Consider the following 24,437-nt stretch of genomic DNA (forward strand, 5'->3'; position numbering starts at 1 on the left):
GAACAACCCCAAGAGGAGATGAGAGATGCAACTGCCTCAGGCGATCCAGGCATATTTCGAAGCGGATCGGAAGAACAACTGCGAGGCTCTGCTGGCCTGTTTCGCGCCGAGCGCCGCTATCCATGACGAGGGCCGCTCCCACTCCGGGCACTATGCCATCGGCAGCTGGTGGGAATACTCGAAAGCCAGGTATCGGCACGTCGTCGAGCCGCTCGAGGCCCTTACCGACGAGCATGGAACGAAGGTGATCGCCAAGGTCACCGGTGAATTTCCCGGCAGCCCTGCAAATCTCACCTACGTTTTCCGTCTGATGGGCGACAAGATCGCAGCCTTGGAGATCGGTGCATGAGCGACTTCCTGAATCTCTCAGGCAAGCGCGCCCTGATCACCTCCGGCACAAGGGGAGCCGGGGCGGCGACCGTCGACCTGTTTCGCAAACTCGGCGCGCGGGTGCTGACGACGGCCCGCTCGTTCCCCGCAAGTTCTTCGGCGGACCTCTTCGTGGCTGCCGACCTCACCACCAGCGAAGGCTGCTTTGCGGTCGCCAAGGCAGTCAGGGGGCAGTTGGGCGGCGTCGATCTCATCGTTCACATGCTCGGCGGTTCTTCCTCGCCGGCCGGCGGCTTCTCGGCGCTTGGCGAAAGTGATTGGCACAAGGAACTCGATCTCAACCTGTTTCCCGCCGTGCGGCTCGACCGAGAACTGATACCGGGAATGATCGCGCAGGGCAGCGGCGTGGTGATCCACGTCTCTTCCATCCAGAGGCTGCTCCCCCTGCCGGAAGCCACGACCGCATACGCCGCGGCGAAGGCGGCGCTGTCGACCTACAGCAAAAGCCTCTCCAAGGAGGTGTCGCCGAAAGGCGTGCGTGTCGTTCGCGTGTCGCCGGGCTGGATAGAAACCGAGGCTTCCGTCAAGCTCGCCCGACGTCTCGCCGATGAGGCAGGCACCGACATTGAAGGCGGCAAGAAAAAGATAATGGCCTCCCTCGGTGGAATCCCCCTCGGTCGCCCGTCAAGCCCGGCCGAGATCGCCAATCTAGTTGCCTTTCTGTCTTCCGATCGTGCCTCTTCGATCACGGGTGCGGAGTACGTAATCGACGGAGGAACCGTGCCTACAGTGTAAAAAAGCCTCCCATGCTTGCCGGCTTAGGCCGTGCTCCTCCAGACGCCCGTATGTTCATAGATCGCGTCACGCAGCTCCCTGACGTCACGGTTGATCTGGTTGAGATGCGCTGGGCTTTGTCCTGAGGAGGAAAGCAGAGCGTCAGCAAGGCAGCCTGCACGAGATCTGAGTTCGCGTCCCCTGTCAGTCAGCGCAACCACGACCTGCCTCTCGTTCGCGGGATTCCGTGTCCGGCGCAGAAGTCCTGCCGCTTCGAGCCGTTTGAGCAAGGGCGTCAGAGTGCTCGACTCCAGCGCCAGCCTTTCGGCGATGCTGCCAACGGTCAGCTTGTCCTCGCGCCAGAGGACATTGAGTACGAGGTATTGGGGATAGGTCAGGCCCAAATCGTCCAGCAGTGGTTTGTACACTCTCTGGATGGCCATGCCGGCAGAGTAGATCGCGTAACAGAGCTGATCGTCGAGCGGCAATGGGTTGTTGAGTTTTTTCGGCGGCATGGGTGGCTCTCCTTGGACTCGATATAGCCTACCCGATCGCAAAAAAGAATATCGCGATAAAAATTATGCTGGACATATCGCGGCTGGAACCGTAGAGAGAAACATATCGCGATAATCATTATCCTACAAACAAGAGGAGATCAGCATGACTTCCAGGACGACAAACCTTCTGGCCGCAACTGCCGCTGTCGCAGGAATTGCCGCAGCCACGGCCGCGCACTCTGCCGAGATAATTCCCGACAACCAGACCGTCCGGAACGTGGTGCTGGTGCACGGCGCGTTCGCTGATGGATCGGGTTGGCGCGGCGTCTATGACGAACTGACCGCCCGCGGCTATCGCGTGTCGATCGTCCAGAACCCGCTTACCTCGCTAGCGGACGACGTTGCCGCCACCAAACGCATTCTTGACCGTCAGGATGGACCTGCGGTCCTTGTGGGACATTCCTGGGGCGGTACCGTGATAACGGAAGCAGGCGCCCATTCAAACGTCACAGGCCTGGTTTACGTATCGGCCTTGTCGCCGGATGCCGGAGAGACGACTGCGCAGCAGTACGAGGGTTTTCAGACCCTGCCTGAATTCGTCATCGAAACCACCGCGGACGGCTTCGGCTTCGTTTCTCCCGAAAAGTTCAAGATTGGCTTCGCCAACGACACGACGGACGCGGATGCCGCTTTCATGCGGGACTCTCAGGTGCCGATAAACATGTCCGCCTTCGCAACCCGGCTCGAGCATGCCGCCTGGCGAAGCAAGCCGAGCTGGGCAGTGATTGCAACCGACGACAAGGCCTTCGACCAGCGTATGTTGCAAGCGATGGCAAAGCGCATCGGGGCGACAATCACGGAGGTCGCGGCAAGCCATGCAGTCTTTATGACCCAGCCAAAGGTCGTCGCTGACGTGATCGACGGAGCTGCCCGCAAGAGATCTGTCGAAGCGCGATAGTTCGCCACGCACCGTGTGCGGACATTTCGAGCATTAAGGTGTCATAACGAAAATACGGCCGCCGGATGGCGCATCCGGCGGTTTTGTTTCGAGAGTGTTTCTCTCCAACGCCCGCAGACCGGTTGCGCGGGCAACGCCTATCGGCCGCGCTCGGCGCGCCACGTTTTGAACCGTTCGGCGTGTTCGTCTCGCGTGCAGGGATAGAGCCCGATTATCGGAACGCCCCCCTTGACCTGTTCGACCACGAAATCCTCGTAGACCGTCATCTCAGCCGCCTCATCGGCCACCTCGCCGGCGATTTCCCGCGGAATGACGATGACGCTATCATCGTCTCCAACCACGATATCTCCGGGGAACACAGCCACGTCACCGCAACCGATCGGCACGTTCAGGTCCAATGCCTCGTGCATAGTGAGATTGGTCGGGCTGGACGGCCGCGTATGGTAGGCCGGGATATCGAGTCCGCCGATCACCGCGGCGTCGCGGAACCCGCCGTCCGTAACGACGCCGGCGACCCCGCGCACCATCAGGCGCGTCACCAGGATGTCGCCCGCGGATGCCGCCCGGGGATCCTTGCGGCTGTCCATGACGAGCACGTGGCCCGCCGGGCAGGTTTCGACGGCGACGCGCTGCGGATGATCCGGCTTGCGGAATTCAGTGAGTTGGTTACGGTCCTCGCGCGCGGGGATGTAGCGCAGCGTAAAGGCCGGCCCGACCATGTTGCGGCCTTTTCGCTGCAGCGGACCCACGCCCTGGATTACCTGGTTGCGCAGGCCGCGCTTGAACAGCGCTGTGGCCAGGGTGGCGACGGAAACGCCCATCAGTTTTTCGCGCAGTTTCTCGTCCATGTTCGCTTCCTCAATTCAGGTGCTGGCACTGCAAGCGCCGTGGTTTCTCCGGTCGCCGGTGTGGGCGGAAGGCAATTCGTAATTCAGTTGGGATTTCCCGCCGCAAGGCGGTTCGCGACTAAAAAGGCGTCGAGCCTCGCCTGCTGCGCCGAAGTGAGCGGCCAGGCCGAGGGCGGGCGCGTCGGTCCGCAGCCAAGGCCCTGCGCGATCAGCGCCGCTTTTACGCCGGTCACGTTGGCGCCGCCCATCTCCTCCGCGCGGATGTCCTCGAAGACTCGCATTCCATCGATGAGCGCGTTCGCCTTCTCGAATTCGCCGGCCTCGAGTGCGGCATGGATCGCGACCGACCGTTCGGGCCATACGTTTATCAGCCCGGAGGTGAACCCTCGCGCGCCGACGGCATAAAAAACCGGCGCCCAGACCTCGGCGAGCCCTCCCACCCATACGATCGACGGGTCGCAGGCGGCCCGCGCTTCCGCCAGGCGCAGCGGGTTCGGTGTCGCCCACTTCACGCCCTTGACACCTGGAAGGCCGCACAGCTCGGCGATGGCGCGCGTGCCGATCGTGTCGTTGCGCAGATAGAGCATCATGGACAGGCCGCCCGACGCGTCGGCCACCGCGTTCAGGTAGTCGACCAGCCCTCGCGGCGCGACGAATGCGTCGGGCGGCTGGTGCACCATCAGCGCCGCGGCTCCGGCCTCGGCGGATGCTTTCGCCAGCTTTCGCGCGTCACGGATGCCCCGGCCGACGCCCGCGAGCACCGGCGCGCGGCCGGCTACCATCGAGACGACCTCACGCGCCATCGTCACCGCCTCGTCGGTTGTCAGCGCATAGAACTCGCCGGTGTTGCCGTTGACCACCGGCATGTGCACGCCGGCGTCGAGCGCCCTGTCGAGGATCGGGGAAAGCCGTTCGGGCGCGATGTCGCCGCGTTTGTCGTAAGGCGTAACCAGAATGCCCGATATGCCGGTCAGCGCCTTGTCGAGGGAAAATGTCATGCCTGGCCTTTCAGAAGATGTCCGGTTCGCCGGTTGAAGCGCCGAAATCGCGTTCGAGGAAGTCGAAGTCGCAACCTTTGTCGGCCTGCGTCACATGACGCGAGAACATCCAGCCCCAGCCCCGTTCGAAATGCGGCGCCGGAGGACACCGTTCGGCCCGGCGTCGCGCCAGTTCGTCGTCCGCCACCAGCATGTCCAGGCGCCGGTTCGGCAAATCCAGCCGCACGATGTCGCCTGTCCGCAGCAGCGCAAGCGGCCCGCCGATGTAGGCCTCCGGCGCGACGTGAAGCACGCACGCTCCGTAAGAGGTTCCCGACATCCGCGCATCGGAGATGCGCAGCATGTCGCGGTGACCCTTTCTGATCAGCGCCCTGGGGATCGGAAGCATGCCCCATTCGGGAAAACCCGGTCCGCCGAGCGGGCCGGCGTTCCTCAGCACCAGCACGTGGTCCGGCGTGACGTCGAGATTTTCGTCGTCGATCGCCGCCTTCATCGCCGGATAGCTGTCGAAGACAAGAGCCGGGCCTTCGTGAATATGGAATCGAGGGTCGCAGGCGGCCGGCTTGATGACGGCGCCATCTGGGCAGAGGTTGCCGCGCAGCACGGCGAGCGACCCTTCTGAATAGACCGGGTTGGACAGCGGGCGGATCACGTCGTCGTTCCACACCTGCGCGCCCTCGAGCGTTTCGCCGAGCGATTTGCCGGTGACCGTCAGCGTGGAAAGGTCGAGCCGCTCGCTTAATTGCGCCATCAGCGCACGGAGGCCGCCGGCGTAGTAAAAATCCTCCATCAGGTAGTCCTTGCCGGCGGGGCGGACGTTGGCGATGAGCGGGGTGGCACGGCCGAGCGCGTCAAGATCGTCGAGAATCAGCGGCACGCCGGCGCGGCGCGCCATCGCGATGAGGTGAACCACGGCGTTCGTCGAACAGCCGGTGGCCATCGCGACGATAGCCGCGTTCCTGACGGCTGCCGCGGTGACGATCTTATCGGGGGTGAGGTCGTCCCAAACCATGTCGACGATGCGCCGTCCGCATGCTGCCGACATGCGCTGGTGGTCCGAATCGACGGCGGGTATCGAGGAAGCGCCCGGCAGCGACAGCCCCAGCGCTTCCGTGATCGCGGTCATCGTCGAGGCCGTGCCCATCGTCATGCAAACGCCGGCCGACCGCGCGATGCCGCCCTGGATACCCGTCCACTCGTCATCCGAAATCTTGCCCGCACGCCTCTCGTCCCAGAATTTCCAGGCATCCGAACCGGAGCCCAGCGTCTTGCCGGCGTAGTTGCCGCGCAGCATCGGGCCGGCGGGAAGGAAGATCATCGGCACGCCGGCGCTGAGCGCGCCCATCACCAGCCCCGGCGTGGTCTTGTCGCACCCGCCCATCAGCACCACGCCGTCGAGCGGATGCGAACGGATCATTTCCTCTGTCTCCATCGCCAGCATGTTGCGGTAGAGCATCGAGGTGGGCTTGGTGAAGCTCTCGTCCACAGAGAGCGCTGGCAATTCCACGGCGAAACCGCCGGCCTGGGCGACACCTCGCTTCACGTCCTGCGCGCGTTCGCGAAAATGCGCATGGCAAGAGTTCAGCTCGGACCATGTGTTGAGAACCCCAATCACTGGCCTGTCGCGAAAATCCTCCTCGGAATAGCCGAGCTGCATCAGCCGCGACCGATGGCCGAAGCTGCGCAGATCGTCCGGCGCAAACCAGCGTGCCGACCGCAGCGACGCCGGTGTTCTGCGCTTGTCGTTGGGCATGACATCCTCCACGCGTATCGATGGATGTATGCGGTAACATTCACGTTTGTCAATTTGGCACGCGGGCCAAAATTAGAATTGCGGCTGCAAATGCCGATGTTGTTGACAGAAACACTCGTTTTCGTGCATGAAGATGTATGCGCTAACATAGACGCGCACGGGAGAGGGTTGTGTGGCAGCGGGAGACTGCCGCGCGACCCTGAGATCGCGCCGCGGGTTCCGCGGCCCAGGGAGGACATCATGAAACTGACCCGCAGATCACTTCTCGCAACAGGGGCCGGGGCCGCTGTTGTACTAGCTACTCCGTTCGTTGCGCGTGCGCAGAGCTTGCCGCGCAACATCCGCATGGTCATTGGTTCGACTTCGACGGGCGGCGACACCTACCAGAACTCGTCGATCATCGCCGAAGCGCTGGCGCAGAAGCTGGGCGTGAACATTCGCGTCGACCCGGTGGGCACCAATGAGGCGCTGAATGCGACCGGCCGCGATTCCCGCGGTACGACGATCATGCTGCACCACGACCAGATCTATCTCTCCTATCTCTACGGGGTGCCGGGCGTCCCCGATGCCTTCGCCGATTTCGCCATCGGGCCGACGGTAGCGATCAACCCCGGCGACTGCTTCCTCGTCCCCAAGAAGTCCCCTTATCAGTCGATGGAGGACATCTTCGCAGCGGCCGCAAAAGGCGAGAAAGTTCGCGTCGCCATCCAGCCGGGCGGCGTCTCGGAGATCGGCTTCACCGGCATGCGCAATGCTGCTCGGGTGCGAAATCCGGGATCGGAAGCCAACATCGTGGCGGTCAACACCGGCTCGCAGGCAGACAAGAACCAGGCGATGTGGGACGATTTGGCCGACGTGATCAACGGTTCGATCCAGGCCAACGAGCAGTTCACCCAACTGCCGGAGGACGACCGCACTGCAATGCGCTTCGTCTGGATCACTGCGCGTCCCGAGACGCTGGCGCAGGCGCCGAAGGCAGGGATGGGTGGAACAAGCCGGGAAGATATGCTCAAATTCGCCAGCCCCCAGACCAGCGTCACGCTCGACGGCAGCAAGGATTTCACCTTCGACAAGGAGTTTTTCCTGCTGTTCAACAAGGAGATGGACGCCGCCATGGCGTCCGAGATCGACGCCGCGCTGAAGGAGATCTACGCCGCCGGCGAGATCCAGAAGCGGCAAGCCAAGGCCTTCTTCATCCCCAACTACCTGCCGCAGGCCGAGGCGAAGGCGCATCTGACGTCCAAACGGGATACGGTGGCCTCGATCATCGAGAAGCTGAAGAGCTAGGCCTCTTGTCCGGCCTGCACGCAGGCCGGACGCAGCTCACGCATGGAGGAGCACGCGGCAGATGGGCGATTTCACGCGCGTCACGATCGATTTCCAGACATCACACCTGGTGTTTCCGACACTGATCGGCGGCATCCTGCTTGCGCTGGGGATGGCCATTCTCGTCACGCGCCGGCAGGCGATCGCCGGCGCCGGCCGCTACTGGTCGCAGACCCTGGCGGCGATGGACAAGCCGCGCTTCTTCGGGACGATCGTTTTGACGATGGTTTATTTCCTGCTGATGGTCCCTGTCGGCAATTTGTGGCCCAATACGGGCATGGGCTTCCTCATCTGCTCGATCCCATTCGTGGCGCTCAGCGGGCTGCTCTACCTGCAGGAGCGTACAAGCTCCGCCGTCATCGTGCTTGGCGTGGTGGCGGTCGCCGCGCCCGTGCTGGTGTGGTGGGTGTTCGCGCACGTCTTCTTCCTGACGCTGCCCTGACAGGGAGAGCCCAATGGAACTGTTCGGTTTCGTCACGCCTCTGTTCGTGCTGCTGATCGCCGGCGGAACGGCAATCGGCATTGTCTTCGGCGTCATTCCCGGCCTGACGGCAACGATGGCGGTTGCCGTCTGCCTGCCGATGACCTACTCGCTCGGCCTCGAGAACGGCCTCGCCCTGCTGATTGGCCTCTATGTCGGCGGCATCTCGGGCGGGGTGGTGCCGGCGATCCTCATCGGCATACCCGGCACGCCGTCGTCGGTCGCGACCACGTTCGACGGCTTCCAGATGGCCCGCCAGGGCAAGGGCGAGCAGGCGATGCGCATCGCCATCATCGGCTCGCTGATCGGCGGCCTGATCTCGCTCGCCGCGCTATACATGTTCACGCCGTGGCTGGCCGATTTCGCGATCCGTTTCTCCTATGTCGAGAAGTTTTTGATCATCCTGTTCGCGCTGACGGTAATGGGCGCGCTGTCGAGTGACATGCTGCTGGGAATCTTCTCCGGCTTTCTCGGCATCTTCGTCAGCCTCGTCGGGGTCTACGATGTCACCGACGGCGGCAACGGGCACTTTCGTCTCATACCGCCCGGCATGGAGGACGTGCTCTACAGCGGCTTTGCGCTGCTGCCGGTGCTGATCGCGCTGTTCGGGCTGACAACGGTCCTAGAGGAGGCCGAGATCGGCATGCCGAAGGGACCCTCGATCAAGGAGCTGGAGTCGGGCGGCAGGTCGAAATTCTCGTGGTCGATCTTTCGCGGTCAGACGCTCAATCTCATTCGTTCTTCCGGCATCGGCACGTTCGTCGGCATCCTGCCGGGGATCGGCGGGTCGGCGGCGTCTATCCTCGCCTACACGGCGGCGAAGACGAGTTCGTCGCATCCGGAAACCTTTGGCAAAGGCGAGCCCGCCGGCGTCATCGCCTCGGAGACAAGCAACAACGCGCTGACCGGCGGGGCACTGGTGCCGCTGCTGTCGCTCGGTATCCCGGGCGATTCGACCACTGCCCTTCTGATCGGCGCCTTCGCGCTTCAGGGTATCCAGGTCGGGCCGCTGTTCATAGGCCAGCATCCGGAAACGTGGAACTCGATGATCATCGCGATGCTGCTTGCCAACCTGGTCACGTTCGCGATGATGTACTACGCGATCCGCTGGTTCTCGCTGGCGGTGGCGATTCCGAAGGCGATCCTCTATCCGGTGATCCTGATGATGTGCGTCATCGGCGCCTATACAATCAACTACGGCATCATGTTCGACGTCTGGACGCTGCTCTTCTTCGGCGTCGCGGGCTGGATCGGCGTCAAGCTGGGGCTCGAAACCGCTCCGTTCATCATCGGTTTCATCCTCGGGCCTTCGGCCGAAATCTACTTCGTCAAGAGCCTGGAGTCGTTTGGCGACCTGACGATCTTCTTCACCAAGAGCTGGATCGCAGCCTTCCTGTGGGTCCTGATCGTGGCGTCGATTGCGGTTTCGGTCGTCATCGGCCGCCGCCAGCGCGCGGAGAAGCTCGCCGCCGGTTGAAACTTGCCTTTCGGGCCGTCCGAAGAAATAAGTCGTACATGGTTGAGGAGGAGACTTCGACTCGCGCCAGGCGCAGACGCTCGTCAGGGGCGGTGACCATGCAGACGGTCGGCCGTATGGCCGGCGTCTCGCAGGTCACGGTCTCGCGCGCGCTTTCCGAACCCTCAAAGGTCTCTGCTGAGACGCTTCGGCGCATCCACGAGGCGATCCGCGTCACCGGCTTCGTTCCGAATGCGCTCGCCGGCGCGCTCGCCTCCCAGAGGAGCATGCTGGTTTCGGCGCTGGTTCCGTCGATCTCGAACATCGTCTACGCCTCGATGATCACCTCGTTCAACGAACGCATGCGCGCGCGCGGCTACCAGATTCTGCTGTCGGAGACGGGTTTCGACCCCGGCGACGAGGAGGCGTTCATCGCCACCCACCTTTCGCGCCGGCCCGACGCGATGCTGCTCACGGGCATTCACCACTCCGCGCAGGCGCGGCGCATGCTGCTGGCGGCGGGCATTCCGGTCGTCGAGGTCTGGGACATCAGCACCACGCCGATCGACATCTGCGTCGGCTTCTCGCATGTCGAGGCGGGCCGCGCGGCGGCCGACTTCGCGATCGACGCAGGCTACCCGCGCGCGGCCTGCGTGTCGGCCGGCGACGAGCGGGCGCGCCGGCGCCAGCAGGCGTTCTCGGACCGCTTCGAGCGGAGTAGCGGCCATGCCGTCCTGAAATCGGCTTTCGACGCGCCGGCGACTCTGGCCAACGGCCGGGCCGGGCTTTCGCGCCTGCTGCGGGAAGGCTTTTCGGACGGCGTCGTGTTCTGCAGTTCCGATCTGCTCGCGCACGGCGTCCTAATCGAGGCGCTTGCGCGAGGACTTTCCGTACCGGGCGACGTGGCGGTGATCGGCTTCGGAGACCAGGACTATGCCGCCGCGGTGGAACCTGCGCTGACCACCGTACGCGTCGACCGCGAAGCGCTCGGCGCTGCCGCCGCCGAGGCCATCCTGTCGCGCTTCCGCGGCGAGGAGCAGGCGGAGAACGTCATCGACATCGGGTTCAGGATCATTCGGCGAGCATCAGCCTGAGCACGTTTCGACGGCAACCCCGTGGACCCTGTGAAGCGATGTCAGGTTCCACAAACCAGTTGTAACGACGACTTCTCGCGCGACCACGACCTCTAGCTGGTCACGCACAATATCTGCTTCCAGGGGCCGGCAAGGTGATTCTTACGACCGACATTAGGCGCTAACCTGCCGCTCCGCTCCCCCAAGGGCCATGGAAAGCGCCCGGCCCGTCGATGCGTTCGAAGCCGTGCGCGCCGAAGAAATCGCGTTGCGCCTGGATCAGGTTCGAGGTGCCGCGGCCCTGGCGATAGCTGTCGAAATAGGCAAGCGCCGACGACAGCGCCGGCACCGGCGAGCCGGCTTCCGACGCCCTTGCCACGATGCGCCGAAGCGATGGATGCGCCTCCTGCATCATCGCGATGAAGGCCGGTGCCGTCAAAAGATTGGTGGCCGCCCCGCCGGTGCCGAAGGCTTCCGCCATCGTGTCCAGCAATTGCGAGCGGATGATGCAGCCTGCCCGCCAGATCTTGGCGATGGTCGGCATCGGCAGGTTCCAGTTGAATTCCTTCGATGCGCCGCTCATCACCGCAAAGCCTTGCGCATAGGCTGATATCTTGCCGGCGAACAGCGCCAGTTCGAGATCGCCAAGAAGCGCGTCCTTGTCTCCGGAAATCCTGGTCACGCCGCCTTTGCCATAGGCGTTTTCGGCGGCCAGGCGCTCGTCCTTGATCGACGACAGGACGCGCGCCGCCACCGCGGCCTCGATCGCGGTGGCCGGAATGCCGAGCTGCTGCGCTTCGATGACCGACCATTTGCCGGTGCCCTTCTGGCCGGCGCGGTCGAGGATGATATCGACCACCGGCTTGCCTGTCTTCGGATCGTCGGCGTCCAGCACCTTGGCGGTGATCTCGATCAGGTAGGAGTTGAGCCGGCCCTTGTTCCAGCCGGCAAACACCTGTGCGATCTCCTTCGGCCCCATGCCTAACCCGTCGCGCAAGATGCCGTAGATCTCGGCGATCATCTGCATGTCGGCATATTCGATGCCGTTATGGATGGTCTTGACGAAGTGCCCGGCGCCATCGGTGCCAAGCCATGCCGCACAGGGTTCATCCCTGAACTTGGCCGAAATGGCGGTCAGCACCTTTTCGACGCGTTTCCAGGACTCTTCGGTGCCGCCGACCATGATCGACGGTCCATGGCGCGCGCCCTCCTCGCCGCCGGACACGCCCATGCCGATGAAGGTGAGACCCGAATCGGAAAGCTCGGAGAAGCGCCGCATCGTGTCGCGGAAATTGGCATTGCCGGCATCGATGACGATGTCGTTGGCCGACAGCGCGCCGCGCAGTGCCGCGATCTGCTCGTCGACCGGCTTGCCGGCCAGCACCATGATGATGATCGGCCGCGGCGGCCGGATGGCGGCGGCGAGTTCCTCCAGGCTGTAGCATGGCACCACCATATCCCTGAGCGCCCCGGCATTCTCGACAAAGGCGTCGGTGCGTGCCGTGGTGCGGTTGAAAACGGCTATGCGGTGCCCCTTCTCGGCGATGTTGAGCGCCAGGTTGGAGCCCATCGTACCAAGGCCGATCAGACCGATTTCGGCTTTTTCCATCGTTTCTTCCCTGTTTTCGGATCTTTTGTTGAGGCGGCGATTTGTGGCGACGCCAATTCTTGTCGGGATGCCATTCTTTGCCGGGATGCCATTCTTGCCGAAATGAATGACGGGCCTTCAGAGCCGCGTCAACCGCCTCGCCGAATTGTGTTGCAAACGGCAAGCTTGTCTCACGGCCTGATGTCGATCGGCGCCTCGATCTTCACCATCTCGAAATCCGAGACGAGAATATCGAGCCGCGCTGTCCATCGGCCGGAAACCGGGACGACGAGATCGTTGACGCGCCAGCTGCCGTCGCCGCGCTTTGTCGCCGCGCGCTTGATCGGCTCGATGCCGGAGTCGGGTTTTGACAGCACCAGCGTCACTTGGCTTGCATCGAGCGGGCCGAAATCCCCGGTCATGATGACGATCGAGGCGGCAACCGGCCCAACATGGCCGGGTGTGATGCTGAGGTCGGCCATCGCCTTCGGCGTGTGGATATGCACCGATGCCGGCTGCACTGCTGCGGCCGCCAGGGCACGTGGCGGCGGCGTGAAGCGCCAGCCGGCGGCAACGCCTGATATCGCCAAAACGATCAGCATCTCAATGCCGATCGAGCGAACCAGCCTCCTCTGTGCTTCCGTCTTCCCCGCTTCCGCCGGACTGGTCAGCCTCCAGCGGTTTATGGCGGCCAGAGTGAACAGAAACAATAGCAGCGCCAGCTTGACCAGCAGCAGCCGACCATAGGCGGTCTCGAGCAAAGCTGCGGGCGCCTGCACCTGGATGACAGCCAGCGCGATGCCGGTGGCCGCAAGCACGGCCACGACAGGCAGGATCGCCTGGGAAAACCGACGCAGGAAAGCCGCGGCCTCGGCCGGCTTCCGCCTGATAGTGAGACCGAGCGGCGCCAGCGCCCCGGCCCAGAATGCGATGGCGGCGCCGTGCAGAAACACCATCGGTCTTGTCAGCCATTGCGGTTCGGCCGCACTTGCATGCCCGCTGGCGGCGAGGGCGGCGCCGACACCGGCCAAGCCGGCAGCGGCAAACAGTTTTGCGCCGCCGCGCGGCCCGACCAGCGACAGCAGGCCAAGCCCAAGCGCCACCAGCGCGATCAGCACCGTCCAGCCGAAGCTGGTGGCGAGCCCGGCCCGCCAGATGTCCGGCTGCGCCAGTCGGGCGAGCGCTGCACCGAGCGCGTCCAGTCCCTGCAAGTCGAGCGACAACGGCGCCGCGACGAGGCCGCACAGGATCGCGGCGATGACGAAGCGCCGGCCGGAATGCCCGCCTTTTGCCCACCAGGCGATGGCAAAGGTGCCGCCGACGCCGAGAAACAGGCCGATATAGAGCAAGACCTTGCCGATCCAGATTGCCGATCTCAGGCCCCGGTCGACAGCTTGGGAGACGGCCGGCGCAGCACTCGGCGCGCCGATGGAAAACAGCACTGAGCCGCCGACCGGATGGCCATCGGCGGAAATCACCCGCCAGCTCAGCACATGGGTGCCGGATCCGAGCCCTTGCGGACTGTCGATGTTGAGGGTCTGGCCATTGAGCCGAAACGACCTCAGCCGAATCGGCGTTCCATCAGGCCGCACCAAGGTCAGCACCAGCGGTGACACCGGCTCGCTGAAGGTCAGCGACAGCTGCGCCGGGCTCTGCGCCAGCACGGCGCCGTCCGTCGGCTCGGTTGTGACCAGCGCCGCGTGGGCGAAGGCCTGATTTGGCGCGGCAATGGCGGCAAGCAGCACGATCGCAGCCAGCAGGCAGATCGCAAATCGGCCGGCTGTGCAGACCGTTCGCAGCAGGGATGCAGCACTCATGTCACGGTCACAAAAACAGCGGCGCGCTCTTTCGAACAAAGCGCGCCGCCAAAAAAAAATCACTTCTTCGGCAGCAGCTTGAGGCCGGGCGCCGGATATTCCAGAGAATCCTCATCCTGGCCGGCCGCTGGAATCTCGATCCAGCGTTCGGCGGCGCCCTCGCATTCCTGCACCACCGGGAAATAGAGCATCTGGCCGGCCGGCAGATCCGCCGCCAGTGTGCCGCGGAAGACGAATTCGTCGTAGAACTCGTCCGGCAGGCTGCCGCCGCTCCAGTCGATTTGCTTGGCGCCTGATGTCACCGCCTGGCCGTGGAGCTGGTAGGATTTTTCGTATCTGCCTTGCTTGGCCTGCAACGTCCAGCCGGGCTTCGGCATCGGCTTTACCGAAATCACCCCTTCCGGGATCTGCACGCGCACGGCGGTCGTCGCCTTGCCCTCGCAGCCATGCGGCACGCGCAGGATCGCCTTGTAAGTCGAGCCGACAGGCGCCTCCTGGGTTTCGAGCGTGACATGGGCGAAAGCTGCACCCGTCCCGAAGACGAGAAACGCGCAGGCCGACAAAAGATGCTTGTTCATGATGGTCTCTCTGAGTTGCTTCTGGTTACGAATTTAAGCTTTTTGCCGGATCAATTGGCATGGTCGTGCATGCCGCCCGTCTCGCCCATGCCCTCGACAGTGAACTCGACGGTCACCGTGCCGGCCTTCTCGAAGGTCAGCGTGGCGGGAAACGTCTCGCCCTGCTTGGGCTGACGCTTGAGGCCGATAAACATCAGATGATAGCCGCCGGGCGCCAGCGCGACCTTGCCGCCGGCCGGGATTTCGAGGCCGCCGCTTACCGGCCGCATGGTCATGACGCCGTCCTTGACGCCCATTTCGTGCAGTTCGGCCTTGGCCGAAACATCCGAGGAGATCGACAACAACCGGTCCGGCGAACTGCCGGTGTTGGTGACGGTGAAATAGCCGCCGGCCACTTTGGCGCCGGGCGGCGTGGCGCGCGACCAGGGATGCACGATCTCGAGGTCGCCAACCCTGAACTCATGCGCGAACACGGCTTGGGCGCTGATGGACAGGAGGGCAAGGAGGAACACGGTGATGCTGAGTCGCCGCAAGAACGAGTTGTTGCGGCCGAACCGCGCGCGAAAAGTGTGAGACATGATAGCTCCAGGAACTGAGAGACCCGCGCCGTCGGCCGGTCGCGAACAGTTTTGATATTGAACGAATTCGCCCGCGAAAAATTCCGCTAGGCGAACTGGGACGGATCAGGCCGTCACCGGAGGCGCGCGCGGATTCGACGGAGAGCGGTCGCGCGCAAAGTCGAGATGCCTGAACGCCGGCAGCACAAAGGCCACGGTTTCGACGGAAAAATTGCCGGACAGCGTGGCGGCGGCGGGCGGCGGCGCGTAGACAGCCGAGGCCATGCCGCAGCCGAGCATGCAGCAGGTCGGCGTGTGCTGCTGGTGCGGATCGCCGCCGGGACGCTGGGCGGCGCCCTCCTGGGTGCAGATGATGTTGCCGAAAGCGTCGCGTTGCAAAGCATCCGGTCCGATGCCGAAGGCGAATGCGCCAAGCACCGACTGGAGCACAAGCAAATAGGCCGCGGCGAATGCCGCCGGCATGCTCCATCGTCTCCGCCGGATATTCAAACGCCTGCCTCCTCACGCAGCAACGGCAAGATATCTAGCACGCGGCCGGCAGGTGGAAAATCGCCAAATCACCACTGCGGCAACGCGGCGCTTTAATGCAACAACCTAAAGCTCGCTACGCTTGCTGGCCTTCTGGAATCGACGTCAGCAGCGTGTGCCGCGCGGACTTCAGATGCTTGCGGCAGGCGGCGTCTACCTTGCCGAGATCGCGCGATTTGAGCGCCGCGATATAGGCCAGGTGTTCCGCGACCGCCACTTCGTTGCGCTCCCGCTCCTGCGCCTTGTTCCACTGATAGTGGTAGTGGAAGATCATGGCGATGACGTCGTAGAAATCGACGATGAAGCGATTGTGCGACGCGCGGTGGATCAGCCGGTGAAAGCGCTCGTCGAGTTCCGAGAATTCGTTGAAGCGCGTGGCGATCTCGCGCGCCAGCAGGCGATGCTCGTCCTCCAGCAGGTCGAGGTCGGCCCACACCGGGCTGTCTTCCGGCAGCGCGGCGAAGGCGGCGGCCGAGCGCAGTTCGAACATCTCGCGGATTTCGGTCAGTTCCAGCGCGAAAGCGCGGGTAAAGCCTTTCAGCACCCAATGGCTGTTGCGGCGCTTCTCGATCAGCCCGAAGCGGGAAAAGCGGATCAGGAACTCGCGCACGCTGGTGGTGCCAACGCCGATCTCGCGCGCCAGCTCGAGTTCGTTGATCTGCATGCCGGGCTCAGCACCGCCGGCAAGCAGCCGCCGCATGAAGGAGCGCTCGATGATCTGCGAGAGCGTGTCGGTTTCTTCCTCGGGAAAAAAGTCGTCCGGCCGCGGCACGCGCAAAACCGTCTTGCTGCGCTTGTTCCAGGCGATCAGCCCGGTCTCTTCCATGCGCGCAAGGATGGTGCGGATCGTCGTGCGGCTGACGCCAAGCAGGGTGCCCAGCTCGGGCTCCGACGGCAGGCTTTTCGTTTCGTCGAGCAGCCGCAAACCGCGATTGTAGGCGTCCTTGTAGACGTTGTTGCTCTTCGACATCCCCTGCCCCGTTGCGCGCCGGCGCTTGCGGCGGCCGGCTTGAAGCGCGATATGCAGATGCTTCTGGCGCAGGCTCCCGGGAAGCGGAATCGCTTTTCGGAAGTCAGGCCTGGTTCCAGTGTCCGGTCCTCTGCGCATTCACGAGAACGCGCGGCTTCGTCACGAAAAAACAATTGACGCAAAACTGTTTTTTCACGATAAAAGACATTAACTGTTAACAGGCGCGTGTCAATCGCTTGCCGATCCCAGGAACACCCAGGAAACTCCCCGTGAACACCGCAAACAGCATTCTTCTGTCCCCCGCCGACAATGTCGCGGTCGCCAACGGCCGCATCGAGATCGGCGCGGTGCTGCCGGGCGGCGCCGTTGCCACGGCGCTGATCGAACCCGGCCACAAGGTGGCGATCAGGCCGATTGCCGCCGGCGAGGCCGTGGTCAAATACGCCCAGGCGATTGGCCGCGCCACTGAAGCCATTGCGCCCGGCGAGCATGTCCATTCGCACAATCTGGTCTTCGAATCCGGGCGTTTGCCGGTGGTGCCGCCGAGCGAGGCCGTGCACGCCACAGAGGCCGATCGCGCCCGCACCTTCATGGGCTACCGCCGCGCCGACGGCCGTGCCGGCACGCGCAACTTCATCGGCGTTCTCGCCAGCGTCAATTGCTCGGCCACCGTTTGCCACGCCATCGCCGACGAGGCGAACCGGACGCTGCTGCCCAGATATCCGGGGATCGACGGCTTCGTTCCCATCGTTCACGGCCAGGGCTGCGGCATGAGCGCCACCGGCGACGGCATGATGGTGCTGCACCGCACGCTTGCCGGCTATGCCCGTCACCCGAATTTTGGCGGTGTGCTGATGGTCGGTCTCGGCTGCGAGGTCAACCAGCTCACCCTCTATGGCCAGAAGGGCGTCGCCGCGGGAAAGCGCCATTTCAACATCCAGGAAGCCGGCGGCTCGCGCAAATCTGTCGAGAAGGCGTTGGTCGTGCTGGCCGAGATATCAGAGGAGGTCGGCAAGCTTGAGCGTGAGCCGATCCCGGTCAGCGAGATCGTCGTCGGCCTGCAATGCGGCGGCTCCGACGGCATGTCCGGTATCACCGCCAATCCGGCGCTGGGCGCCGCCGTCGACATCCTGGCCGGCGTCGGCGGCATTGGCATCCTTTCCGAGACGACGGAAATCTACGGCGCCGAGCATCTTCTGGCCTATCGCGCGGCGACCCCGGAGATCGCCGCCAAGCTCGATGGCTATGTAAAATGGTGGGAAGACCATGTTGCCAAGCATGGCGCCTCCATCGACAACAATCCGTCGCCAGGCAACAAGCGGGGCGGCCTGACCACCATTTTGGAGAAGTCGCTTGGCGCGGTCGCCAAGGGCGGCCAAACGCCGCTCAACGGCGTCTTTGGCTACGCAGAGAAGGTCGCCGGCCACGGGCTGGTGTTCATGGACACGCCCGGCTACGACCCGGTTTCCGCCACCGGCCAGGTGGCAGGCGGCGCCAACGTCATCGTCTTCACCACCGGCCGCGGTTCCTGTTTCGGCTGCCGGCCGACACCGTCGATCAAGGTCGCCAGCAACTCGACCATGTACCATACGATGGAAGAGGACATGGACGTGAATTGCGGCGTCATCGCCTCGGGCGAAAAGACCATCGCCGGCATGGGCCGCGAGATTTTCGAGCTGATCGTCGAGACGGCTTCCGGCCGCAAGACCAAGAGCGAGGAGTTCGGCTACGGCGACAACGAGTTCGTGCCGTGGCACCTTGGAGCGACCCTCTAGAACAGCCACCAACTGACTTAAGACATGGACGGGGCCGGCAAATGGCCGGTGGGAGGCTTTGCATGAAGAAACGCCGTGTCGGCAGCACCGGGCTGGAAATAACCGAGGTCAGCTTCGGCGGCGCGGCGGTCGGCGGACTCTACCGAGCCTGCCCACGCGAGACGGCGATGCAGACGCTGCAGGTCGCCTGGGATGCCGGCTTGCGCTATTTCGATACCGCGCCGTTCTACGGCTTCGGCCTTTCGGAACGCCGCTTCGGCGATTTCCTGCGCGACAAGCCGCGGGACTCCTACGTGCTGTCGACCAAGGTCGGGCGCCTGTTGCGGCCGGTGCCGGAAGACCGGATTCCGGACCATTCCTATGTCGATCCGCTGCCCTTTGCGCCCGACTACGACTATTCCTACGACGGTATCATGCGCTCGGTCGAGTTCAGCTATGCGCGGCTTGGCCTCAATCGAATCGACGTCCTGTTCGTCCACGACATCGGCGTCTATACGCATGGCGTCGAGAAAACGAAGCTGCATTTCCGCCAGTTTATGGATGGCGGGCTGAAGGCGCTGGAAGAGCTGAAGTCACACAAGGTCATTTCCGCCTACGGCCTTGGCGTCAACGAGGTTCAGATCTGTCTCGATGTGCTGCGCCAGGCGCCGCTCGACTGCATCCTGCTCGCCAGCCGCTATTCGCTACTCGACCGCACCGCCGAAGCCGAATTGCTGCCGCTTTGCCGGCAACGGCAGACCTCGCTGATCATCGGTGGCGTCTTCAACTCGGGCATCCTGGCGACCGGCCCGGTGCCGGGTGCGCATTTCGACTACCTGCCGGCCACCGAGGACATTCTCGACCGCGTCGGCGCCATGGAAAAAATCGCCGCCGAGGGCGGCTATCCGCTTGCCGCGGCGGCATTCCAGTTCCCGCTGCACGAGCCTGTGGTGGCTTCTGTGCTGACGGGCACCGCCAAGCCGGCCAATCTGGAACGAAATCTGCAACTGCTCGACATCCAGGTGCCCGAAACAGAATTCGCCAAATATGATCCCTACACGGTCGTTCAGAAGCTCGGCTGATGCGTTGCGGCCTTCGCCGGTTGAACGGCGGACGGTGCGATCAGGAGGCGCCCCACCCTATGCTTCAAAAAAGAATGAATATTCCATCTTGACCGGAAGATGGAATTAATATTCCATACCTTTTTGGAGAGGATTTGTGGGGTTTGACAATGAGGATCGGCACTCCCTTTCCGGTCGAGGCATAGGCAGGACGACACGAAACACCGCTTGCGTCGACCGGACCGATGCACTATCAAAATGCGGTAAATGTTTTTTATTGATAAAGTTCCGTTTGGCCAGCGCCTATCCAAACCGAGCTTCCGCTACGTTCACCAGGCGACCTAGGGAGGAAGTCTAAATGAAATTCATGACCAGCATTCTCAACCGCCGCGTATTCGTGGCGCTCGCCGCCGCCTCGATGCTTGCCGGCGTGATGCATTCGGCGCCGGCTTCGGCGGCGGATGTAACCATTCCGATCATCGTCAAGGACACCACCTCTTTCTACTGGCAGATCGTGCTGGCCGGCGCCCGCAAGGCCGGCAAGGACCTCGGCGTCAACGTGCCGGAACTCGGCGCCCAGGCGGAGACCGACGTCAACGGCCAGATCTCGATCCTTGAAAACGCCGTCGCCGGCAACCCGGCTGCCGTGGTCATCGCACCAACCGAGGCCAAGGCGCTCGGCAAGCCGATCGACGAGGCAGCCACCAACGTCAAGATCATCGGCATCGACTCCGGCGCCGACTCCAAGGCCTTCACCTCGTTCCTGACTACAGACAATATTCAGGGCGGCCGCGTCGCCGCTGACGGGCTGGCCGCCGCGATCGGCGAAGCCAATGGCGGCAAAATCGAGGGCGACGTCGCCCTGATCACCGCGCTTCCGGGTGCAGGCTCGCTCGAGCAGCGCGCCCAGGGCTTCAAGGAACAGCTTGCCGCCAAATATCCCGGCCTCAAGCTCATTGCCGACAAATACGCCGACGGCCAGGCCACCACCGGCCTCAACATCGCAACCGACCTGATCACCGCCAACCCGAACCTCAAGGGCATCTTCGCCTCCAACCTGATCATGGCGCAGGGCGTCGGTCAGGCGATCGCCGAGAACAGCCTTGCCGGCAAGGTCGGGCTGATCGGTTTCGACAGCGATGAGAAGCTGGTCAAGTTCCTCAATGACGGCGTCATTTCCGGCCTCGTCGTCCAAGATCCGTACCGGATGGGCTATGACGGCATCAAGACGGCGCTCGCTGCCTCGAAGGGCGAGAAGGTAGAGGCCAATGTCGATACCGGCGCCAACCTCGTCACCAAGGCTAACATGAAAGATCCGAAGATCGACGCGCTGCTCAATCCGAAGCTCGACTGAGCACCGGCATTGGCACACCGTTTCCGGGGCTTTTTCCCCGGAAACGACCTACACGCGTGCCACTCGTGAGGCCGATCTGGGAGGCCAATCTGGGAGGCCAATTGGGAGGAACGTCATGACGTCGACGGCGCAGGAACTGCATCCCGCCCCAACGCTGGAACCGGGCAGGACGATCCTCGAACTCAAGGGACTGGAAAAACGATATCCCGGCACGCACGCACTGAAGCCGGTTAACCTCGCCTTCAAGGCCAGCGAAATCCACGCCATTGTCGGCGAGAACGGTGCCGGCAAATCCACCCTGATCAAGCTTTTGACCGGCGTCATGCCGCGCACCTCCGGCGATGTCATCTGGGAGGGAAAGCCGGCAGCGCTGGCGACGCCGCATGAGGCGATGGCGCTCGGCATCAATGCCGTGCACCAGGAGGTCGTTCTGTGCCGCCATCTCACTGTCGCGGCCAACATGTTCCTCGGCGAGGAGGATTCCCGCTTCGGCATACTGCAGCAGCGGGCCATGGTCAGGGAAGCGCAGAAGATCATCGACGATCTCGGCTTCGATCTGCCGGCGCATGTCGTGCTGGGTGACCTGACCATAGGCCAGCAGCAGCTGATCGCTGCCGCCCGCGCCACCGTGCGCGGCACCAAGTTCCTGATCTTCGACGAACCGACTGCCTATCTCACCCGCAAGGAAGCCGACCAGCTGTTCACGCTGATCCGCCGGCTGAAGGGCGAAGGCGTCACCATCATCTACATCAGCCACCGCATGGAAGAGGTGTTCGAACTCGCCGACCGCGTCTCGGTGCTGCGCGACGGCACGCTTGTCGGCACCAGGAACATCGCCGAGACCAACGACGCCGAGCTGGTCAAGATGATGATCAACCGCTCGATCGAGCAAGTCTATCACAAGGAGCATTTTACCCCGGGCGCGACGCTGCTCGAAGCCAGGAATCTCTCCGGCAAGGGCTTCGAAAATGTCTCGATGACGGTCCGTGCCGGCGAAATCGTCGGGCTCTACGGGCTGATCGGCGCCGGGCGCAGCGAGTTCGTCACCACGCTCTACGGCCGTCACCGCAAGTCGGCCGGCCAGATCCTCTGGGAGGGCAAGGAGGTTCAGGTCAACTCCGAGCATGACGCCATCAGGCTCGGCATGGCGCTAGCGCCGGAAAGCCGCCGTGACCAGGGCCTCTGCCTCAACCTGCCGGTCGGCCTCAATCTCAATCTGCCGATCTACAAGCGCATCTCCAGCAATCTGCTGATCTCCAGCGCACAGGAGAAGACCGAGGCGGATCGCCAGATCGCCAATCTCAGGATCAAGACGCCGACGCGTCACGCCCTCGCCTCCAGCCTGTCCGGCGGCAACCAGCAGAAGATCGTCATCGGTAAATGGCTGGCGCACGGCGCCAAGCTGTTCATCTTCGACGAGCCGACAGTGGGCGTCGATGTCGGCACCAAGGCCGAGATCTACCGCCTGTTCGGCGAACTGTTGTCAAAGGGCGCCGGCATCATCCTGATCTCGTCCTATCTGCCCGAGGTCTATGAACTGGCCGACACGCTGCATGTGTTCCGGCGCGGCAAGCTGGTGGCCACTCATGGTTTCCACACTGCCGACCATGAGGAAATCCTCACCCAGGCGCTGGCCGAGAAACAAGAAAAACCGGGAGGACAGATATGAGCACCGAGGCGATTGCCGCCGAAAGGCCGAAACGCAACTACAACGCCCTGTTCGGGCTGACGCTGCTGGCGCTGCTGGTGCTCTTGTGGGTCATCCTGTCGGTGGCGACGCCGAGCTTCGCCTCCGCCAACAACATCTCCAACCTGCTGCGGCAAGGTTCGATGATCGCCATCCTGGCGGTCGGCCAGACCTTCGTTATCATCACCGGCGGTATCGACCTTTCCGTTGGCGCCGTGGTTGGTTTCGCCACCGTCATCGTGGCGATGCTGATCAATGCCGGCGTGCCAATTTACCTCGCCATCCTGATCACCTTGCTGGTCGGCGTCGCCATCGGCCTGTTCCACGGTTTTGGCATCGTCAAGATGGGCCTGCCGCCCTTCATCATCACGCTGGCGACGCTGACCTCGCTGCGCGGCATCGGCCTTTTGATGACCAACGGCAACTCGATCTCGATCAACAACGACGCCTTCCAGACATTTTCGCGCAGTTCCTTCGCCGGTGTCCCCAATCTGTTCTGGATGGTGATCCTGGTCGGCATCCCCGCCTACATCTTCCTGCATCACAGCCGCTGGGGCCGGTATCTGTTCTCGGTCGGCTCCAACGCCGAGGCCTCGCGTCTGTCCGGCGTCAACGTCCAGCGCACCATCTACATGGCCTATACGCTGTCTGGCCTCTGTGCGGCTTTTGTCGGCGTGCTGCTTGCGTCGCGCATCGGCATCGGCAATCCGACGCAGGCCGAGGGCTGGGAGTTGCAGGCGATCGCCTCGTCGGTGATCGGCGGCACCTCATTGTTCGGCGCCGTCGGCTCGGTGCACGGACCGCTGCTCGGCGCCTTCATCCTCGCCACTATCAACAACGGCGCCAATCTCTTGAACGTCAATGCCTTCTGGCAGCGCATCATTACCGGCGTGCTGATCATCGTCATCGTCTATTTCGACGGCCTGCGCCGCCGCGGCAAATAGACCATCTTAACAACCGCCGGCCCGGCGATCGGGCCGGCGGCGCCATGAACCGACTGGATCAAAGCATGAAAGCCGTCATCTGCCGTTCGCCCGGCGATCTTGTTGTGGAAGACCGCCCGGCGCCGAGCACACCACCGCCGGGCTGGGCGCTGGTCGCGGTCAGTCATGTCGGCATCTGCGGCACCGACTATCACATCTTCGAGGGCAAGCATCCGTTCCTCGCCTATCCCCGCATCATGGGTCACGAGGTCTCCGGCACCGTGATCGAGGCCGGCGAAGGCGTCGATCTGGCTGTGGGCGAGCCGGTGATCATCAATCCTTATCTCGCCTGCGGCAAATGCATCGCCTGCCGGCAGGGCAAGCCGAATTGCTGCGTCAGGATCGAGGTGCTCGGCGTCCACCGCGACGGCGCCATGTGCGAACGGATCCTGGTGCCGGCGCAAAATCTTTACCCGGCCAACGGCCTGTCGCTGGCCGATGCCGCCGCCGTCGAATTCCTGGCGATCGGGGCGCATGCCGTGCGGCGCTCGCTGGCTGATCCCGGCGCGCGCGCGCTGGTCATCGGCGCCGGGCCGATCGGCCTCGGCACAGCGCTGTTTGCCCGCATCGCCGGCCTCGACGTAACGCTGCTCGACATGAGTGCGGAGAGGCTGGGTTTTGCTGCAAGCGAACTCGGCTTCGCCACCCTCGACGGTTCACGGCAGTCTGCGACCGATTTGGTGCGCGAGGCGACCAACGGCGAAGGTTTTGACGTGATTTTCGATGCCACCGGCAACACCCAGTCCGTGCAGTCGGCCTTCGCCCATGTCGCGCATGGCGGGACGCTGGTCCTGGTCAGCGTCGTCAAGGACGACATCGTCTTTTCCGATCCCGAATTCCACAAGCGTGAGATGACGCTGATCGGCAGCCGCAACGCGCTGCGCGCCGACTTCGACCATGTCGCTGCCTCGATCCGCGATGGTGCTGTGCCGCTGGAAAAGCTCGTCACCCATCGCACGACGCTTGTCGACACGCCGCGCGACCTCGCCCGCTGGGCGCGTGAGAAATCCGGCCTGATCAAGGCCGTCATCCAGGTCGGATAAGA

At 63.5% G+C, this 24,437-nt stretch carries 23 protein-coding genes; 13 read left to right on the forward strand and 10 right to left on the reverse strand.

What is annotated here, in order from left to right; translation table 11 throughout:
- Window positions 1–25: 25 nt before the first annotated feature.
- Both AC0L3H_RS19925 and AC0L3H_RS19930 read left to right on the forward strand, forming a co-directional pair.
- Window positions 26–349: a nuclear transport factor 2 family protein gene (locus AC0L3H_RS19925; RefSeq protein ID WP_473586620.1), complete on the forward strand. Its 324-nt coding sequence runs from the start codon at window positions 26–28 to the stop codon at window positions 347–349.
- Window positions 346–1,125, forward strand: a complete 780-nt coding sequence (locus AC0L3H_RS19930) for an SDR family oxidoreductase (RefSeq protein WP_473493306.1) — start codon at window positions 346–348, stop codon at window positions 1,123–1,125. The genes AC0L3H_RS19925 and AC0L3H_RS19930 overlap by 4 nt, the downstream gene beginning before the upstream one ends.
- Window positions 1,126–1,148: 23 nt before the next feature.
- On the opposite strand, the gene AC0L3H_RS19935 is transcribed toward AC0L3H_RS19930, so the two are convergent.
- On the reverse strand, window positions 1,149–1,619 hold the full coding sequence (locus AC0L3H_RS19935; protein ID WP_473493307.1) for a MarR family winged helix-turn-helix transcriptional regulator: 471 nt from the start codon (window positions 1,617–1,619) through the stop codon (window positions 1,149–1,151).
- 145 nt (window positions 1,620–1,764) lie between these two features.
- On the opposite strand from AC0L3H_RS19935, the gene AC0L3H_RS19940 reads away from it, so the two are divergent.
- Window positions 1,765–2,559, forward strand: a complete 795-nt coding sequence (locus AC0L3H_RS19940) for an alpha/beta fold hydrolase (protein WP_473586621.1) — start codon at window positions 1,765–1,767, stop codon at window positions 2,557–2,559.
- Between the two features lie 137 nt (window positions 2,560–2,696).
- Here AC0L3H_RS19940 and AC0L3H_RS19945 read toward each other — a convergent pair whose 3' ends face one another.
- The 3 genes from AC0L3H_RS19945 to araD form a co-directional block, all read right to left on the reverse strand.
- Window positions 2,697–3,407: a ribonuclease activity regulator RraA gene (locus tag AC0L3H_RS19945; protein WP_473493309.1), complete on the reverse strand. Its 711-nt coding sequence runs from the start codon at window positions 3,405–3,407 to the stop codon at window positions 2,697–2,699.
- 83 nt (window positions 3,408–3,490) lie between these two features.
- Window positions 3,491–4,405, reverse strand: a complete 915-nt coding sequence (locus tag AC0L3H_RS19950; protein WP_473586622.1) for a dihydrodipicolinate synthase family protein — start codon at window positions 4,403–4,405, stop codon at window positions 3,491–3,493.
- Between the two features lie 10 nt (window positions 4,406–4,415).
- Window positions 4,416–6,158: an L-arabinonate dehydratase gene (gene araD / locus AC0L3H_RS19955; RefSeq protein ID WP_473586623.1), complete on the reverse strand. Its 1,743-nt coding sequence runs from the start codon at window positions 6,156–6,158 to the stop codon at window positions 4,416–4,418.
- Between the two features lie 240 nt (window positions 6,159–6,398).
- Between araD and AC0L3H_RS19960 the strand changes: the two genes are divergently transcribed.
- From AC0L3H_RS19960 to AC0L3H_RS19975, 4 genes are all read left to right on the forward strand, one after another.
- Window positions 6,399–7,445 carry an ABC transporter substrate-binding protein gene (locus tag AC0L3H_RS19960; RefSeq protein ID WP_473586624.1) on the forward strand — a complete coding sequence of 349 codons (1,047 nt, stop codon included), beginning with the start codon at window positions 6,399–6,401 and terminating at the stop codon, window positions 7,443–7,445.
- Between the two features lie 61 nt (window positions 7,446–7,506).
- Entirely contained in the window at window positions 7,507–7,926 is a 420-nt protein-coding gene (locus AC0L3H_RS19965) for a tripartite tricarboxylate transporter TctB family protein (protein ID WP_473586625.1), read from the forward strand.
- Window positions 7,927–7,939: 13 nt separating this feature from the next.
- Entirely contained in the window at window positions 7,940–9,442 is a 1,503-nt protein-coding gene (locus AC0L3H_RS19970; RefSeq protein ID WP_473586626.1) for a tripartite tricarboxylate transporter permease, read from the forward strand.
- 98 nt (window positions 9,443–9,540) lie between these two features.
- Window positions 9,541–10,515: a LacI family DNA-binding transcriptional regulator gene (locus AC0L3H_RS19975; protein WP_473586627.1), complete on the forward strand. Its 975-nt coding sequence runs from the start codon at window positions 9,541–9,543 to the stop codon at window positions 10,513–10,515.
- Window positions 10,516–10,675: 160 nt separating this feature from the next.
- Here the strand turns inward: AC0L3H_RS19975 and gndA are convergent, their stop codons facing one another.
- The 6 genes from gndA to AC0L3H_RS20005 form a co-directional block, all read right to left on the reverse strand.
- On the reverse strand, window positions 10,676–12,103 hold the full coding sequence (gndA, locus tag AC0L3H_RS19980; protein ID WP_473586628.1) for an NADP-dependent phosphogluconate dehydrogenase: 1,428 nt from the start codon (window positions 12,101–12,103) through the stop codon (window positions 10,676–10,678).
- A 170-nt stretch (window positions 12,104–12,273) separates the two neighbouring features.
- Window positions 12,274–13,899, reverse strand: coding sequence for a copper resistance CopC/CopD family protein (locus AC0L3H_RS19985; protein ID WP_473586629.1), 1,626 nt, complete (start codon window positions 13,897–13,899; stop codon window positions 12,274–12,276).
- A 59-nt stretch (window positions 13,900–13,958) separates the two neighbouring features.
- Entirely contained in the window at window positions 13,959–14,477 is a 519-nt protein-coding gene (locus AC0L3H_RS19990; RefSeq protein WP_473493318.1) for a YcnI family copper-binding membrane protein, read from the reverse strand.
- Between the two features lie 50 nt (window positions 14,478–14,527).
- Window positions 14,528–15,055, reverse strand: a complete 528-nt coding sequence (locus tag AC0L3H_RS19995; protein ID WP_473586630.1) for a copper chaperone PCu(A)C — start codon at window positions 15,053–15,055, stop codon at window positions 14,528–14,530.
- Window positions 15,056–15,160: 105 nt separating this feature from the next.
- Entirely contained in the window at window positions 15,161–15,517 is a 357-nt protein-coding gene (locus AC0L3H_RS20000; RefSeq protein ID WP_473493320.1) for a DUF2946 family protein, read from the reverse strand.
- 142 nt (window positions 15,518–15,659) lie between these two features.
- On the reverse strand, window positions 15,660–16,553 hold the full coding sequence (locus tag AC0L3H_RS20005) for a GntR family transcriptional regulator (protein WP_287054361.1): 894 nt from the start codon (window positions 16,551–16,553) through the stop codon (window positions 15,660–15,662).
- A 269-nt stretch (window positions 16,554–16,822) separates the two neighbouring features.
- Here AC0L3H_RS20005 and AC0L3H_RS20010 point away from each other — a divergent pair, with 269 nt between their 5' ends.
- The 6 genes from AC0L3H_RS20010 (at window position 16,823) to AC0L3H_RS20035 (ending at window position 24,435) form a co-directional block, all read left to right on the forward strand.
- Window positions 16,823–18,328: a UxaA family hydrolase gene (locus AC0L3H_RS20010; protein ID WP_473586631.1), complete on the forward strand. Its 1,506-nt coding sequence runs from the start codon at window positions 16,823–16,825 to the stop codon at window positions 18,326–18,328.
- Between the two features lie 62 nt (window positions 18,329–18,390).
- A complete protein-coding gene (locus tag AC0L3H_RS20015; RefSeq protein WP_473586632.1) occupies window positions 18,391–19,389 on the forward strand; it encodes an aldo/keto reductase in 999 nt (332 codons plus the stop codon).
- A 337-nt stretch (window positions 19,390–19,726) separates the two neighbouring features.
- Window positions 19,727–20,722, forward strand: coding sequence for a substrate-binding domain-containing protein (locus AC0L3H_RS20020; protein WP_473586633.1), 996 nt, complete (start codon window positions 19,727–19,729; stop codon window positions 20,720–20,722).
- Between the two features lie 115 nt (window positions 20,723–20,837).
- Window positions 20,838–22,391, forward strand: coding sequence for a sugar ABC transporter ATP-binding protein (locus AC0L3H_RS20025; RefSeq protein WP_473586634.1), 1,554 nt, complete (start codon window positions 20,838–20,840; stop codon window positions 22,389–22,391).
- Entirely contained in the window at window positions 22,388–23,353 is a 966-nt protein-coding gene (locus AC0L3H_RS20030; protein WP_473493325.1) for an ABC transporter permease, read from the forward strand. Before AC0L3H_RS20025 ends, AC0L3H_RS20030 begins: the two co-directional genes overlap by 4 nt.
- A gap of 65 nt (window positions 23,354–23,418) precedes the next feature.
- Window positions 23,419–24,435: a zinc-binding alcohol dehydrogenase family protein gene (locus tag AC0L3H_RS20035; protein WP_473586635.1), complete on the forward strand. Its 1,017-nt coding sequence runs from the start codon at window positions 23,419–23,421 to the stop codon at window positions 24,433–24,435.
- Window positions 24,436–24,437 lie beyond the last annotated feature (2 nt).

The sequence above is a fragment of the Mesorhizobium sp. WSM4816 genome (assembly GCF_055811535.1).